The 13958-nt window shown below is 39.3% G+C and carries 21 protein-coding genes; 20 read left to right on the plus strand and 1 reads right to left on the minus strand.

Annotation, left to right across the window (positions count from 1 at the left end):
- The first annotated feature begins 11 nt into the window (after positions 1–11).
- The 19 genes from WMO43_RS02335 to WMO43_RS02425 all read left to right on the plus strand — a co-directional run bounded on the left by WMO43_RS02335 (position 12) and on the right by WMO43_RS02425 (position 13022).
- A complete protein-coding gene (locus WMO43_RS02335) occupies positions 12–251 on the plus strand; it encodes a hypothetical protein (protein WP_353529738.1) in 240 nt (79 codons plus the stop codon).
- Positions 252–270: 19 nt separating this feature from the next.
- Entirely contained in the window at positions 271–543 is a 273-nt protein-coding gene (locus WMO43_RS02340; RefSeq protein WP_353529740.1) for a hypothetical protein, read from the plus strand.
- Positions 544–627: 84 nt separating this feature from the next.
- Positions 628–825, plus strand: a complete 198-nt coding sequence (locus tag WMO43_RS02345) for a hypothetical protein (protein ID WP_353529742.1) — start codon at positions 628–630, stop codon at positions 823–825.
- 60 nt (positions 826–885) lie between these two features.
- Positions 886–1314, plus strand: a complete 429-nt coding sequence (locus WMO43_RS02350; RefSeq protein ID WP_353529744.1) for a sigma-70 RNA polymerase sigma factor region 4 domain-containing protein — start codon at positions 886–888, stop codon at positions 1312–1314.
- 221 nt (positions 1315–1535) lie between these two features.
- A complete protein-coding gene (locus WMO43_RS02355) occupies positions 1536–2381 on the plus strand; it encodes a terminase small subunit (RefSeq protein ID WP_353529745.1) in 846 nt (281 codons plus the stop codon).
- Positions 2365–3645, plus strand: a complete 1281-nt coding sequence (locus tag WMO43_RS02360) for a PBSX family phage terminase large subunit (RefSeq protein ID WP_434784163.1) — start codon at positions 2365–2367, stop codon at positions 3643–3645. Before WMO43_RS02355 ends, WMO43_RS02360 begins: the two co-directional genes overlap by 17 nt.
- An 8-nt stretch (positions 3646–3653) precedes the next feature.
- A complete protein-coding gene (locus tag WMO43_RS02365) occupies positions 3654–5060 on the plus strand; it encodes a phage portal protein (RefSeq protein WP_353529748.1) in 1407 nt (468 codons plus the stop codon).
- A 17-nt stretch (positions 5061–5077) separates the two neighbouring features.
- Positions 5078–6688: a minor capsid protein gene (locus tag WMO43_RS02370; RefSeq protein ID WP_353529750.1), complete on the plus strand. Its 1611-nt coding sequence runs from the start codon at positions 5078–5080 to the stop codon at positions 6686–6688.
- Complete coding sequence (locus WMO43_RS02375) at positions 6685–6840, plus strand: hypothetical protein (RefSeq protein WP_353529751.1); 156 nt, start codon at positions 6685–6687, stop codon at positions 6838–6840. The genes WMO43_RS02370 and WMO43_RS02375 overlap by 4 nt, the downstream gene beginning before the upstream one ends.
- A 262-nt stretch (positions 6841–7102) precedes the next feature.
- Positions 7103–7714, plus strand: a complete 612-nt coding sequence (locus tag WMO43_RS02380; RefSeq protein WP_353529753.1) for a phage scaffolding protein — start codon at positions 7103–7105, stop codon at positions 7712–7714.
- 16 nt (positions 7715–7730) lie between these two features.
- The gene (locus WMO43_RS02385; RefSeq protein WP_353529754.1) at positions 7731–8738 is read left to right on the plus strand and encodes a coat protein; all 1008 of its coding nucleotides are present in this window, start codon (positions 7731–7733) and stop codon (positions 8736–8738) included.
- A 10-nt stretch (positions 8739–8748) separates the two neighbouring features.
- Positions 8749–9096, plus strand: a complete 348-nt coding sequence (locus WMO43_RS02390; RefSeq protein ID WP_353529756.1) for a phage head-tail connector protein — start codon at positions 8749–8751, stop codon at positions 9094–9096.
- Positions 9093–9476 (plus strand): hypothetical protein, encoded by a 384-nt coding sequence (locus tag WMO43_RS02395; protein ID WP_353529758.1) that lies wholly within the window; start codon positions 9093–9095, stop codon positions 9474–9476. Before WMO43_RS02390 ends, WMO43_RS02395 begins: the two co-directional genes overlap by 4 nt.
- Positions 9476–9898, plus strand: a complete 423-nt coding sequence (locus WMO43_RS02400) for an HK97 gp10 family phage protein (protein ID WP_353529761.1) — start codon at positions 9476–9478, stop codon at positions 9896–9898. Before WMO43_RS02395 ends, WMO43_RS02400 begins: the two co-directional genes overlap by 1 nt.
- Before the next feature lie 2 nt (positions 9899–9900).
- Entirely contained in the window at positions 9901–10335 is a 435-nt protein-coding gene (locus WMO43_RS02405; protein ID WP_353529763.1) for a phage tail terminator family protein, read from the plus strand.
- A gap of 1 nt (position 10336) precedes the next feature.
- Positions 10337–10522, plus strand: a complete 186-nt coding sequence (locus tag WMO43_RS02410) for a hypothetical protein (protein ID WP_353529765.1) — start codon at positions 10337–10339, stop codon at positions 10520–10522.
- Entirely contained in the window at positions 10523–11830 is a 1308-nt protein-coding gene (locus tag WMO43_RS02415) for a phage tail sheath family protein (RefSeq protein WP_353529767.1), read from the plus strand.
- 13 nt (positions 11831–11843) lie between these two features.
- Complete coding sequence (locus WMO43_RS02420) at positions 11844–12326, plus strand: phage tail tube protein (protein WP_353529768.1); 483 nt, start codon at positions 11844–11846, stop codon at positions 12324–12326.
- Positions 12327–12425: 99 nt separating this feature from the next.
- The gene (locus WMO43_RS02425) at positions 12426–13022 is read left to right on the plus strand and encodes a DUF4352 domain-containing protein (protein ID WP_353529770.1); all 597 of its coding nucleotides are present in this window, start codon (positions 12426–12428) and stop codon (positions 13020–13022) included.
- 53 nt (positions 13023–13075) lie between these two features.
- On the opposite strand, the gene WMO43_RS02430 is transcribed toward WMO43_RS02425, so the two are convergent.
- Positions 13076–13528: a helix-turn-helix domain-containing protein gene (locus tag WMO43_RS02430; protein ID WP_353529772.1), complete on the minus strand. Its 453-nt coding sequence runs from the start codon at positions 13526–13528 to the stop codon at positions 13076–13078.
- 137 nt (positions 13529–13665) lie between these two features.
- Here WMO43_RS02430 and WMO43_RS02435 point away from each other — a divergent pair, with 137 nt between their 5' ends.
- A complete protein-coding gene (locus WMO43_RS02435; RefSeq protein WP_353529774.1) occupies positions 13666–13920 on the plus strand; it encodes a hypothetical protein in 255 nt (84 codons plus the stop codon).
- Positions 13921–13958: the final 38 nt, after the last annotated feature.

Raw genomic sequence — 13958 nt, forward strand, 5'->3', positions numbered from 1 at the left:
GAGGATAAAAGATGGCTTATGGTTATGAAGATTTATCAAGAGCGCAAGAAGATGTTATACGAGTTATGAAGGCGCATGGAAATATTTTGATAAAAAAACATGGGTTTTGGACATATGAAAATTGTGAATTTCACAAAGATCATAACAGCAACATTCCAATTTTCAGTTGCCAAATAACAACATTGAGAGTGCTTGCGCGAAGAAATATAGTCACACTTGATGAAAATAAAGGTATTTGTAAATTGAACTGAAATTTAGGAGGTGAGTGATATGGCTAAAGCAGTATTGGTAATGGATATGGCGGAATGTTGTGCTGATTGTCCTTGCAGTTTTTTTGAAAGGGACAATCCAATATTAAATTTAATATGTGGCGTGACACAAGAAGATGCATATAACGTTGGAAAGCCAGATTGGTGTCCGCTCCGGGAACTGCCGGAGAAAGCAAATCATCCTGCTTATTGTGATAATGGGAGATTTGATAAAGGCTGGAATGCCTGTTTGGACATGATACTGGAGAACGCCTTGTCGGATTCTGTCGATTAGCGGGTGGTATTGAACTTTGAAAATTGAATATGGGCGGTTGGATGTGGTATAATTCCTCTATCACAAATGAAAGGGGAATCACAAATGAAATGCTTAAGATGCAATGCAGAAATGAAACAGTACAAGTTTAATAGGGATTTTGGAATATACGGAAAAGAATACAATCCAGGAAATGGATATGCTGCTAGACAAAATCCTCATAATCCACACAGCATATATGAATGCTCCGAATGTGGTTACATGGAACTAAGTTCTAAGTATTGTGAAAATGAAGATATTTAAAAGCAATCACCAACCGTCAATATTCGATGGTTGGTATTTTTTTGCCTAAAAACAGGAGGAATGAGATTGGAAAAGCAGATTTTAATGGAGTATATAGATGCCTGTGAACTGATTAGAGAAACAGAGCAGGATATCCAAAGATTAAAAAGAAAGAAGAGCGAGACAGTACAGGGTTCAGTTAAAGGGAGTAATCCAGACTTTCCTTATCAAGAACAGCACTTCCATGTCGGAGGAACGGCATATACATATGCAGACGATACAAGATTACGATTAGAAGAAACAATATTACGAGAACGAAGGGAAAATGCATCCAATATAAAAATAAAGGTAGAGCAGTACATGAACACTATACCAGTCAGGATGCAAAGGATAATCAGATATAAGTATTTTGAGGGAATGTCATGGGAACAGGTAGCAGATAGGATTGGAAGAATGGCTACAGGTGACAGTGTGAGGATGGAAGTGGACAGATTCTTAAAAGAAAAGTAAAGTTTGTTCGTTTTGTTCGGAATGTTCGTTTTTGATGTGGTAATATGGTATTGATGAAAGTGTATGACACAGACATCACTTGCATTTTTTTCATATTATCCCATTAGCCTGTAACAGTTTCATATATCTGTTACACTCCCCGTTTTGTAAAGGAGCTGTACACTATAACTTAGTGTAACAGCTTCTTTTTTTGGAAAATAAAAATAAGGTGGTGATAGTCCTTGCCGAAGGTCAAAGATGCGAGAGCGGATAAAGCCTTTGAAATGTATAAGCAAGGGCTTAAGTTAGTAGAGATAGCAAACCAATTGGGTGTTGCAGAGGGAACGGTGCGTAGTTGGAAAAATCGTTATAAGTGGGCTGGGGATAACGCAACGTTGCAAAGGAGTAAACGCAACGTTGCAAAAAACAGTAAGACACTTATAAAGAACAAAGAAAGTCCTGTTGCACATGAGGTCGAATCTGTAATGAAAAATACGGAGTTAACCGACAAGCAACAGCTTTTTTGTATATATTACATTCGATGCTTTAATGCAACCAAGGCATATCAGAAAGCATATGGATGTAATTATACAACTGCGATGTCAGAGGGAAGTAAGCACTTAAGAAATCCCAAGATAAAAGAAGAAATATTCCGTTTGAAGCAGGAACGCCTTAACAGGGAGTTCCTGAGTGAATCGGATATCTTTCAGAAGTATATGGATATCGCTTTTGCAGATATCACAGATTATGTAGAGTTTGGAAATGGCAGTTTTAATGATCCTGAAACAGGTGAGGAAGTTTCATATAGTTTTGTGAATCTAAAAGATAGCAAAACGGTTGATGGCACCATTGTTTCAGAGGTATCAAAAGGGAGAGAAGGTGCCAAGATAAAACTTGCCGACCGAATGAAAGCGTTGCAGTGGCTTACGGATCACATGGACCTTGCCACAGATAAGCAAAAGGCAGAGATTGCACTTCTGAGGGCAAAAGTACAGACTGATGATAGCGAAGAAATTGCAGATGATGGATTCCTTGAAGCGTTAAATGGCACAGCTGCGGAGGATTGGAGCAATGAAGAAAACCAATAAGATTAAACAGGTTTTTAAATTTAAACCATTTTCCCAAAAGCAGCGCAAAGTACTGAATTGGTGGTGTGAGAATTCTCCGGTCAAAGATAAAGATGGGATAATTGCCGATGGAGCAATCCGATCGGGCAAGACCGTGAGCATGTCGCTGTCATTTGTTATGTGGGCAATGAGTTCATTTAATGGCGAGAACTTTGGCATGTGTGGAAAGACAATCGGTTCTTTCCGTAGAAACGTCCTGTTTTGGCTCAAGCTGATGTTGAGAAGCAGAGGATACACCATTGCAGATCACAGAGCTGATAATTTGGTTATTATTTTCAGAGGAGATATAACGAATTATTTTTATATATTTGGTGGTAAAGATGAACGATCACAGGATCTCATTCAGGGTATTACCTTGGCGGGGGTCTTTTTTGATGAAGTGGCATTGATGCCGGAAAGTTTCGTGAATCAGGCAACCGGACGATGCTCCGTTGACGGTTCAAAATATTGGTTCAATTGCAATCCGGATGGGCCATATCATTGGTTCAAGACCGGATGGATTGATAAGCGAGAAGAAAAACATCTATTGTATCTGCATTTCACGATGGATGACAATCTAAGTCTGTCGGAGAAAATCAAAGAACGATATAGGAGTATGTACACCGGTGTATTCTATCGCCGGTATATTCTTGGATTGTGGGCGATGGCAGAGGGCATTATTTACGATATGTTCGATACTGCCAAGCATGTGATATCAAATCTGTCAGAATTGACTAATGCAAACTATTATGTGTCCTGTGATTATGGTACGCAGAATGCAACCGTGTTCTTGCTATGGTGTAAGGACAGATTGGGGCGGTGGGTATGCTGCTGCGAGTATTATTATTCCGGTCGTGATGAGGAGCGACAGAAAACGGATACCGAGTATGCGGATGATCTGGAACAGTGGTTAGATGGAATAAAGCCGGTCAAGATTGTGATTGATCCATCTGCGGCATCATTCATAGCAGAATTGAAAAAGCGTGGTTATGCAATCAAGAAAGCGAAAAATGATGTGCTGGATGGTATCAGATTTGTGGCATCCTTGCTGAATCAGGGTAAGATTGCAATCAGTGACCAATGTCCGAATACAATCAAAGAATTCGGATCGTACATATGGGATCAGAAAGCATCTGAGCGTGGCGAGGACAAGCCAGTGAAACAGCATGATCACGCAATGGATGCACTGCGGTACTTCTGTTATACGATTATTCGTAAACCGGGAAGCATTAGTATTTTGAAGTGAGGTAGACGATGGATCTTGAAACAATAAAAAAAATGATAAAAAAATATGAGCCGGGGCATACAAGGATGGTTCAGCAAACAATGCAAGCAGAGAGGTATTACCGTAATGAGACGGATATTCTTGTACAGAATCAAAATAGAGAAACAGATCAGGAAAATCCACTGAGAAATGCAGATAACCGAATACCAAGAAATTTTCATGGATTGATCGTTAACCAAAAAGCTGCATATATGTTTACCTCCCCCCCACTGTTTGATATAGGGAACGAACAGGGAAATGAGGTTATAACAGATGCCTTGGGCGATGAATATCGAAAAAACTGTATGGAGTTGTGTGTAAATGCTGCTAACGCAGCTGTTGGATGGATACATTATTGGGAAGATAATGATGGTACTTTTCAATGGGCAGTTGTGGACAGTAAGCAGATCATTCCGATAGTTTCATGTGATTTGAAGAAGAAATTATTAGGTGTCTTGCGAATCTATAATGAAATTGATGAAGAAACAGGAGATACCTATATAAATTATGAGTATTGGAATGACGAAAGCTGTTGGACATTCCGGCGAAAAGATGGTGACACTTTAGAGGACGGATTATGTTATTACAATACTTTCATGGTTCCAGATGCAAATGATTTTACCGCAGAGTACAGACATGATTTCGGAGAAGTGCCATTTATCCCATTTCCGAATAACAATACAAATACGAATGACTTGAAAAACATTAAGCCGCTGATAGACGTATATGATAAGGTCTACAGCGGTTTTATTAATGATCTGGATGATATACAGGAGTTGATATTTGTATTATCGGGATATGGCGGTACAGACCTTACTTCGTTCCTATCAGAACTAAAAAAGTATAAAACCATTAAAGTGGATGGGGACGAGGGCAGTAATCCGGGAGTGAGTACACTCAATATTGAAATCCCAATAGAAGCCCGTAACAGTGTGCTGCAAGCCACGAGAAAAGCAATATTTGAACAGGGGCAGGGATTTGATCCACAGCCGGAAAATTTCGGAAACCAGTCGGGAGAAGCACTAAAGTTTATGTATTCATTACTTGAAATGAAAGCGGGGCTGACAGAAACAGAGTTTCAACTTGGATTTGCCCGATTAATTAGAGCAATCTGCCGGCATCAGGGGATTGAATGCAAAAAGATAGTGCAAACGTGGACGCGGACCAGTATCAAAAACGATACAGAACAGGCACAGATTTGTAAAGATTCAGTGGGAATCGTTAGTAAAAAGACTATTTTGAAAAATCATCCGCTTGTCGAAGATGCAGATGCTGAGTTGAAGCAGTTAGAGAAAGAGGAGCAGGAAACGAAGCAAAAAGCTGATACATATATTGGTGCATTCAAGGCAAGTAAAAAAGAGGACAAGCCAGACGATGATCCGGAGGATACAGAATAGCGGAATGAGGTGATTGCATGAGTGAACAGATGAGACAATACTGGCAGGAACGCTTCAAACAGATGGAGGAAGCACAGCATGATACATCTGTTCAGAAAGTGCAGGAGATTCAGGAACAATTTGAAAAAGCACAGGCAGCAATTGAAGGAAAAATTGATGCCTGGTATCAGAGATTGGCACAGAACAATGGAGTTTCCATGTTAGAGGCAAAGAAAATGCTCACGAACAAAGAACAAAAGGAATTCCAGTGGACGTTAGAGGAATATATTAAATATGCCAAAGAAAACGAGAAAAATGGTAATTGGGAAAAAGAACTTGAGAATGCATCCGCGAGAGCACATATCAGCCGATTGGAAGCCTTGCAATTTGAGACACAGCAGGAATTAGAAAGGCTTTATGGCAATTGCACAGACACCATAGATCGTTATATACAGAATATGTATACTACAGATTTTTACCATACGGCATATGAGATTCAAAAAGGGATTGGTGTTGGTTCTAAAATAGAACATCTGAACGCTGATGTAGTTGAAAAGATTGTTTGTAAGCCTTGGGCAGTAGATGAAAAAAATTTTTCTGATCGCCTGTGGGACAATAAAACAAAATTAATTAACAATTTACATAATAACCTTTCAAGAATGTGTATTACAGGGGAAACTCCAAATAGAATTATTACAGAGTTTTCTAAGCAGATGGGTGTATCTAAAGCACAGGCGGGCAGAGTAATTATGACAGAGTCAGCCGTATTTGCAAACAAGGCAAGACAGGATTGCATGGGAAAACTGGGTGTTGAGCAGTTTGAGGTCATAGAGACGTTAGATGAAAGAACCTGTAATACATGCGGTAGAATGGACAAGCAGCACTTTCCAATGAGCGATTTCCAAACGGGTGTGACAGCACCTCCATTTCATCCGAACTGTCGTGGTTGCACTTGTCCGTACTTCGATGATGAATTTGGCAGTGTGGGAGAACGTGCTGCCAGAGACGAGGATGGTAAGACATATTATGTGTCAGCAGATACGACATATGAGGAATGGAAAAAGACATTTGTAGAATTATCAGAAGAATCTGGTATAATAAAAGAGATTAGAATTCCAAAGGAAATGAGGAATGCAGCAGGTATAACTCCTGATATCCTTAAAAGTATGCAGAATGGTATCGATACAATAGAAAATGAGTACAATATTCATTTGAGTAAGATATTAGTAGAAGATATAAGCAAAGAGAAACCAGATACACCCTATTTATGTAGATATATAGACAATAATGGTAAGCATGAAGCAGTTTTTGTTTTAAATAGTGGTTTTAATTTCGATGGATTTGAAAATGTGGTTGCTGAAGGTTATCGTATGGGTTATTTTGCTGGAAAAAGCATAGAAGATCATATTATACATGAGATGGCACATGTGATGACAGGACAACACATACAGAGTAATGAGGAATTTACAGCTTTCATGGGAATGATTGAAAAAGAATATGTTCCGGGAGTGTCAATATATTCTGATGCTACAAAGGATGGTTTTGAAACAATTGCAGAGGCATTTGTTAGAATACGAAACGGTGAGAGTGTTCCAGAGAAAGCTCGAAAGTTAGTAGAGACATACATAGAAAGGTGGAAAAAGGAATGATAAAAATTCCATATTGTTTGAGATGTAAAAATGTAAGGAAAGGGATGGTATGTGATGCATATCCAGATAGAATACCGGAAGAGGTATTAAGTAAAGAAAAGAAAGAAGGTACTATTTGCAATAATAATGTTGGATTTGTAAAAGTTAGATAGAGTACACAAATGAAATAAAGTAAGCTACCACCAGTCAGAAATGACATGGTGGTATTTTTGTACCCTAAACCAGTAATAACAGGATAACTGGAAATCTATGGACCGAACGGCGCAGAGGTGACGCTAAGTAAGTTCCTCCGGGAGCCCTGTTTTTATATGCCTTTTTCCGCAGGCATTAAAGAACGGTAGTACTCATCTGGAGAATAAACAGAGAATCCCAATACCCGGAGAGCGGGAATAAAAATCTATGGAGGATAAGAGAATGGAATGGTTAAAGGCAATTTTGGAAAAAGCAGAAATCAAAGACGGAAAACTGGACGTGGATGCAGTCATGAATGCGGCACAGAAAGAGTTCCCAAAGTATGCGGTGCCAAAAGACGACTTTAATACAAAGGTCGAGGAACTGAAAACCGCAAATGGAACCATTGAGGAGTTGAAAAAATCTAATGGCGACAATGAGGAGTTACAGAAGAAGATTGGAGATTATGAGATTGAAATCAAAAATCTTAAGAAGACCGCTGAAAACACCTCAAAGACCTATGCGCTGAAGGAATCTCTTGCCAAGCAGGGAGTCCTTGATCCGGATTATCTGATCTACAAAGCCGGTGGACTGGATAAGTTCACATTTGATAAAGAAGGTAAGCCGGTCGGTGTGGAAGAGGCTGTGAAGCCGTATAAGGAAGATACCACAATGGCACATTTGTTTAAGCAGGAGCAGCAGAAGCCACCGTATAATCCTAAAGACGGAAATGGTGGCGGTACTTCTAATCCATTTGCAAAAGACACCTTCAATCTGACCGAACAGGGACGATTGTTAAAAGAGAATCCGGCACAGGCAAAAGAAATGGCTGCGTTAGCCGGAGTAACATTATAAGAAGGAGGATGATTTAATGGCAATTACAAAAATTGCAGATGTAATTGTACCGGAACTTTTTAACCGGTATGTAATTAACAGAACAATGGAGTTGTCCGCATTTTTCCAGAGTGGGATCGTGGTAAACAGTCCAGATTTTGATGCATTGGCATCCGAAGCATCAAGAACACATAATATGCCGTTTTTTGAGGATTTACAGGGAGAATCAGAAGCGATTCTTGAGGATGTAAAGATGACCGCAAAAAAAATCGGATCTAATAAGGATGTATCAACCACTATTTTCCGTCAGAATATGTGGGGAGCAACGAATCTTTCAGCAGCTCTTGCCGGTGCTGATCCGATGAAAGCGATCGGTGATCTGGTTGCATCTTACTGGGCAAGGGACATGCAGAAAGAGCTCATCGCAATTCTTGCCGGAGTATTTGGTACAACTACAGCAGGAGCCGAAGGAACACCGGCAGCAGAAACCAGAATGAAAGATCATATCCTTGATCTTACTACAGGTAAGACAGATGCTGCAAAACAGATCAGCGCATCTGCATTTATCGATGCGTGTCAGCTTCTGGGTGATGCACAGGCACAGTTGTCTGGTGTGGCAATGCATTCAGCAACAAAATCTTATCTCAAAAAGCTGAATCTGATCGATACGGAACGTGATTCTACAGATGTAGAATTTGATACTTATCAGGGCAGACGCGTGACCGTAGATGATGGTTGTCCGGTTGCAGATGGTGTATACACAACATACCTTTTCGGTAATGGTGCTGTAGCATATGGTAATGGTTCTCCTACTGGATTTGTATCTACTGAGGTGGATCGTGATAAACAGACCGGAGGTGGAATTGATTATCTCATCAACCGCAAGGCGTTTATTTTACATCCAAGAGGAATTGCGTACACAGGAGCAAAACGTGATCATGTAGAGACTCCGCTTAGAACAGAACTTGCAATGGCAGAAAACTGGAAACCGGTATATGAACCAAAGCAGCTTAGAATTGTAGCTATTAAACATAAAATTGGCTAGGAGTGACAACATGGAATTAAGTAGGCTGAAACAGTTATTGGGAATAGATGAGGGCGATACATCGAAAGATGTGTCACTCTCATTTGTTATCTCAGATGTAGAAGAAATAATAAAAAATTATTGTCACATTGAGGAAGTGCCGGATGGTCTGCTCAATACAGCTTATCGTATGGCGATTGATCTGTATAGAAATGAAAAGCCGGGGCAAGAGGAAGCCGCTACGGGTGCTGTTTCATCTATTAGTGAGGGTGATACTTCCATATCATTTAAGCAGAGTGTGGATGACAATTTTAAAGATACCCTATTAAAAAATTATAAATTTTCTCTGAACCGTTATCGCAGGGTGGTGTTTCGATGATAGATGCAATAAGACAGGCACGGATGCTTGCAAGAAAAATGCAGGAAGAATTGTACGATGGAAGGGCAACGGTTACTGAATCTCAAAAGGTTAAGGATGAAAAGACGAAATTAACATCCACGGAAGAGGTGATCGTTTTAGAGGATGAGCCGTGCAGGCTGTCATATTCGAATGTCAGTACAACAGACCAGACGGAATCAGTAGCAAAGACCTCACAGATCATAAAATTATTTATGTCCCCGGAAACGAAAATCAAACCGGGGGCAAAGATAACAGTTACACAGGCCGGTGTCACAGAGACATATGAGTGCAGCGGAACACCGGCAGTATATGAAACACACCAGGAGATCATATTGAAATTAGCAGGGAGGTATGCATAATGTCACGGATGGGAGGCTTTGATGCAAGGGAACTGCGTAAACTCAGAGATGAGTTAGAGAAGTTACAGGAGCCGGAAGAATTTATGAAAGACTGTGCCAAAGAATTAGCAGCAAGGCTTCTTAGGATGGTGGTTCAGAGAACTCCGGCAGACACAGGAACTTTAAGGCGTGCATGGACGGCCGGAACGTCATCCGAAGGTTATGCAAATTCTGTGCAGGTTAATCATTCCGGGAATGTATATGAAATTGCCATTACAAATCCAATGGAGTATGCAAGCTATAAGGAATATGGGCATCGGACCCCTAATCATAAAGGATGGGTACCGGGACATTTCATGCTGAAAATATCTGAAGAGGAATTGGAAAGAATTGCACCTGCCATCTTAGAGCAAAGGATATATAGATATTTTGGAGGACTATAAAGATGATTAATACAATCATATCAGCTATCAGTAATACGCTGGATACAGAATTTGGTTATGATATTCATTTAGGACAGGTAGAACAGGGGTTAGAGATTCCCTGTTTTTTTATTAATTGTCTAAATCCCCAGATCAGCAAATTTCCAGGGAACAGATACTACCGGAAAAATCAGTTTTGCATCCAGTATGTCCCGAAATCTCGCCCCAATAGCCATGCTGCCCTGTGGGAATGCAATGAAGTGGCAGAGAGCCTGAATTGGTGTATGGAATGCATCGATGTGAATGGAGATCTGTTGCGTGGAACGAATGTGCATCATGAGATTGTAGATGGCATACTGAACTTTTTCGTGAATTACAACTGCTTTGTATGCAAAGAAGAAACACATACAGTAATGGATGATATTTCATCAGAAATGGAAGTAAAGGAAGGTGAATGATTTGGCAGAGATTAAGAAAAATGAGAAGTCAAAGGAACAGAGATTTTACAAAGAACAGTTTATCATATCAAAAAACTACCGTGGGAGGAGGGACTTATTAAATGCCATATTAGATGATGACAGAGAGTACACCACGGAAGAAGTAGAAACGATGATCGCAGAGTATATGAAAGGAAAGGTGAAATAAATGGCATTAGGTGGAGGAAGTTATATGTCACAGGATAAAATCCTGCCTGGGACATATATCAACTTTGTATCAGTGGCATCTGCAAGCTCGGTATTATCTGATCGGGGTATTGCAACTATGCCATTAGAATTGGATTGGGGAAAGGAAGGAGAAGTATTTGAGGTTTCTAATGAAGACTTCCAGAAAGACAGTCAGAAAATTTTCGGATATGCTCATGACCATGAGAAAATGAATGGCTTGAGTGATCTGTTTATGAATGCAAAGACCTTATATGCATACCGCTTAAATGGCGGCGGCACAAAGGCAACGAATGCATTTGCAACCGCATTGTATGGTGGAACGCGAGGTAATGACATTAAAATTGTGATTCAGGCAAATGCAGATGAGACCAGTAAGTATGATGTAATGACGTATCTTGAGACAGCCAGAGTAGATACACAGACGGTAGCACAGGCATCTGAACTGGTAGCTAATGATTACGTTACATTTAAGAGTGATGCAGCACTGGAGGTAACTGCTGGCACTGCATTGGCAGGAGGTACAAATGCAACAGTAGATGGGACAGCACATCAGAAATATCTTGATAAGATCGAATCGTATTCTTACAATGTGATGGGGGTTATCACAACGGATGAAACAACAAAGAAACTGTATGCAGCATTCAGCAAGCGGATGCGTGATGAGCAGGGGGTAAAATTTCAGCTTGTTCTTTACAATCTGAAAGCAGATTATCTCGGTGTGATTAATCTGAAGAATAAGGTACTTGATACCGGTGTTAGTGAAGCGTCTTTGATTTACTGGGTAACCGGTGCAGAATGTGGATGTGAAGTAAATAAGTCCTGCCAGAACAAACAGTATGACGGTGCCTTTGAGGTTGATACCGACTATACACAGACAGAGTTACAGGATGCGATTTTAGCAGGAGAATTTGTGTTACATAAGGTCAACTTTGAGACACGGGTATTAGAGGATATTAACAGCATGGTTACGGTAACAGATTCCTGTGGTGAGATTTTCAAAGACAATCAGACCATCCGGGTGATCGATCAGATTGCTAATGATGACGCACTGCTGTTTAACAAAAAATACCTTGGCATCATTCCAAACAATGATTCCGGTCGGGTATCTTTGTGGTCTGATTTAGTAAAAATCCGACAGCAGTTACAGGACATTGGTGCGATTGAAAACTTCACAGATACAGATGTAACGATTCAGCAGGGAGATACAAAAAAATCAGTAGCAGTGACAAGTGGCATTCAGGTAGTGAATACCATGAGTAAGCTGTATATGACGGTAACGGTAGCGTAGAAAGGAGAAACGCATGGGAAAAAATAATGTAATGTTATCGAAAGATGCGGTATCAGCATCTCTTGCAGAGTGTTTTGTAACCATTGGAGACAGACGATATAACTTCATGCAGGCAATCAATCTGGAAGCAAAATTTGATAAAGAGAAATCAGAGATCCCGATTTTAGGAAAAACCGGAAAAGGAAATAAAACAACAGGATGGAAAGGGACTGGTTCAGCAACGTTCCACTATAACACCAGTATTTTCCGTAAGATGATGTTGGACTATAAAAGAACCGGGCGTGATACATACTTTGACATTCAGATCACAAATGAGGACCCGACAAGCTCTGCCGGCAGACAGACAATTATCTTAGAGGATTGTAATATTGATGGTGGAATCTTGGCGAAGTTTGATGCGGATTCAGAATATCTGGACGAAGATATGGACTTCACATTTGAAGATTTCTCTATGCCGGAGAAATTCAAAAATCTGAAAGGTTTCCTGACAAATTAGAAAAATGCTCCCTGTGCTTAGCATGGGGAGAAGAAAAAAGATGACAGAATTCTACAGATAAGGTATAATTTTTCATATCAATTAAAAGGAGAAAGAGATATGAGGAAAAAAACATTAGTCACTATTTTATTATGCTTGGTCGCAATGACAGCCTTTGTGGGATGTGGAACCAGTAATGATTCTAAAAAAGAAGCATCAAAGGAAACCACAAAAGAGACAAGCAAGAATTCTGACAAGCAAGAAGATGGGGACAAGGAGGAAAAAGAGGACGAGAAGGTTTACAATATTGGGGAGACCGCAGAATTAAGAGACTGGGGAATAGTAGTTTCTGATATGCAAATAGTACCAAGTATTGATGAAAATTATGTTACATTTAAACCGGATCAGGAAGGAGCACAATTCGCAAAAGTATCTGTAAACGTAACAAATAACGGGAAAACATCGGATACCTTTTTACCATCTTATGGGATGGGAGATGATGTGAATGCAAAAATCTTATTCGGAGATGGATATGAATTTTCAGCAACAATCTTATTAGGATATAGTGCAGATATGCATGATTCAACAATCAATCCGCTGTCATCAAAAGAAGGGGACATTGCTTTTGAAGTACCAGATACAGTGATTAATTCGACTGATCCACTGATTGTACAGTTCAATTCCGGTAGTGAAAATGTAAAAATAAAAATAAGATAGATGTGCAAGGAATACCCGCTTACAGAAGTAAGCGGGTATTTTCTAAAGATAAGTTAGTCGTTTGTTGGAGTTTTGCCTTTGATAAGATTAATATAGTTTGGAATATTGCTACATAAGAAATCAAACAATAGGTTGTATTCAAGTTCATTTAGAGTGATTTCATTAGAATCTTTTTTTAGTGTAACTTCAAAAGTTTCACTAAGAGGATATTCGTGAAAATCTAAATCATCATACAAATATTGTAATAGAGATGTCATAGCATTTATTCCATACAATACTTCATCAGGATAAAAATCAGTTTCATCATCACTCCATCCTAATAAGAAATCAGGAGTGGTTTCAAGAGCCCTTGCAATCAAAAGTATTTTAGATTGTGGAAGCCCGCGTCCATCCTTTTCTATTTTATTAATGGATGAGCGAGATTTATATCCTATTTTAGTTGCAAGTTCCTCTTGAGACATACCTAGTGCTTCACGTTTTGCACGAATTCTATCACCAATTTCCATTGTATCACCTCACAATTATATATTAGCATTTTGTAGCAAAAAATTCAACTTTTGTTTAATAAAATGTTGACAATAGTTAAACAATATAGTAACATACGATTGTAGACAAAATAGAAACAAAGAAAGGAGGAGATGATATGGTAGACACACAGAGGTTAAATGATAGAATAGACAGGTCTGGTCTAAAAAAATATTATATAGCTTCAAAAATAGGTTTAACCACATATGGATTACAAAAGAAAATTACTAATCAGACACAATTCAAAGCAAATGAAATCGAAGGATTGTGTATTGTTTTGCAAATTGAGACATTAGAAGAAAAAGAAAAAATTTTTTTTTCAAAGAATGTTGGCGAAATGGAAACAGAAAAAATGTATACAAAAAAAGAGTAAACACGCACTCGTCAAAGTTATCGTGTTTACTCAAAATG

Origin of the sequence: Maccoyibacter intestinihominis, assembly GCF_040096355.1 — a bacterium.
In the GTDB taxonomy this organism is placed as follows: Bacteria; Bacillota; Clostridia; order Lachnospirales; family Lachnospiraceae; genus Maccoyibacter; species Maccoyibacter intestinihominis.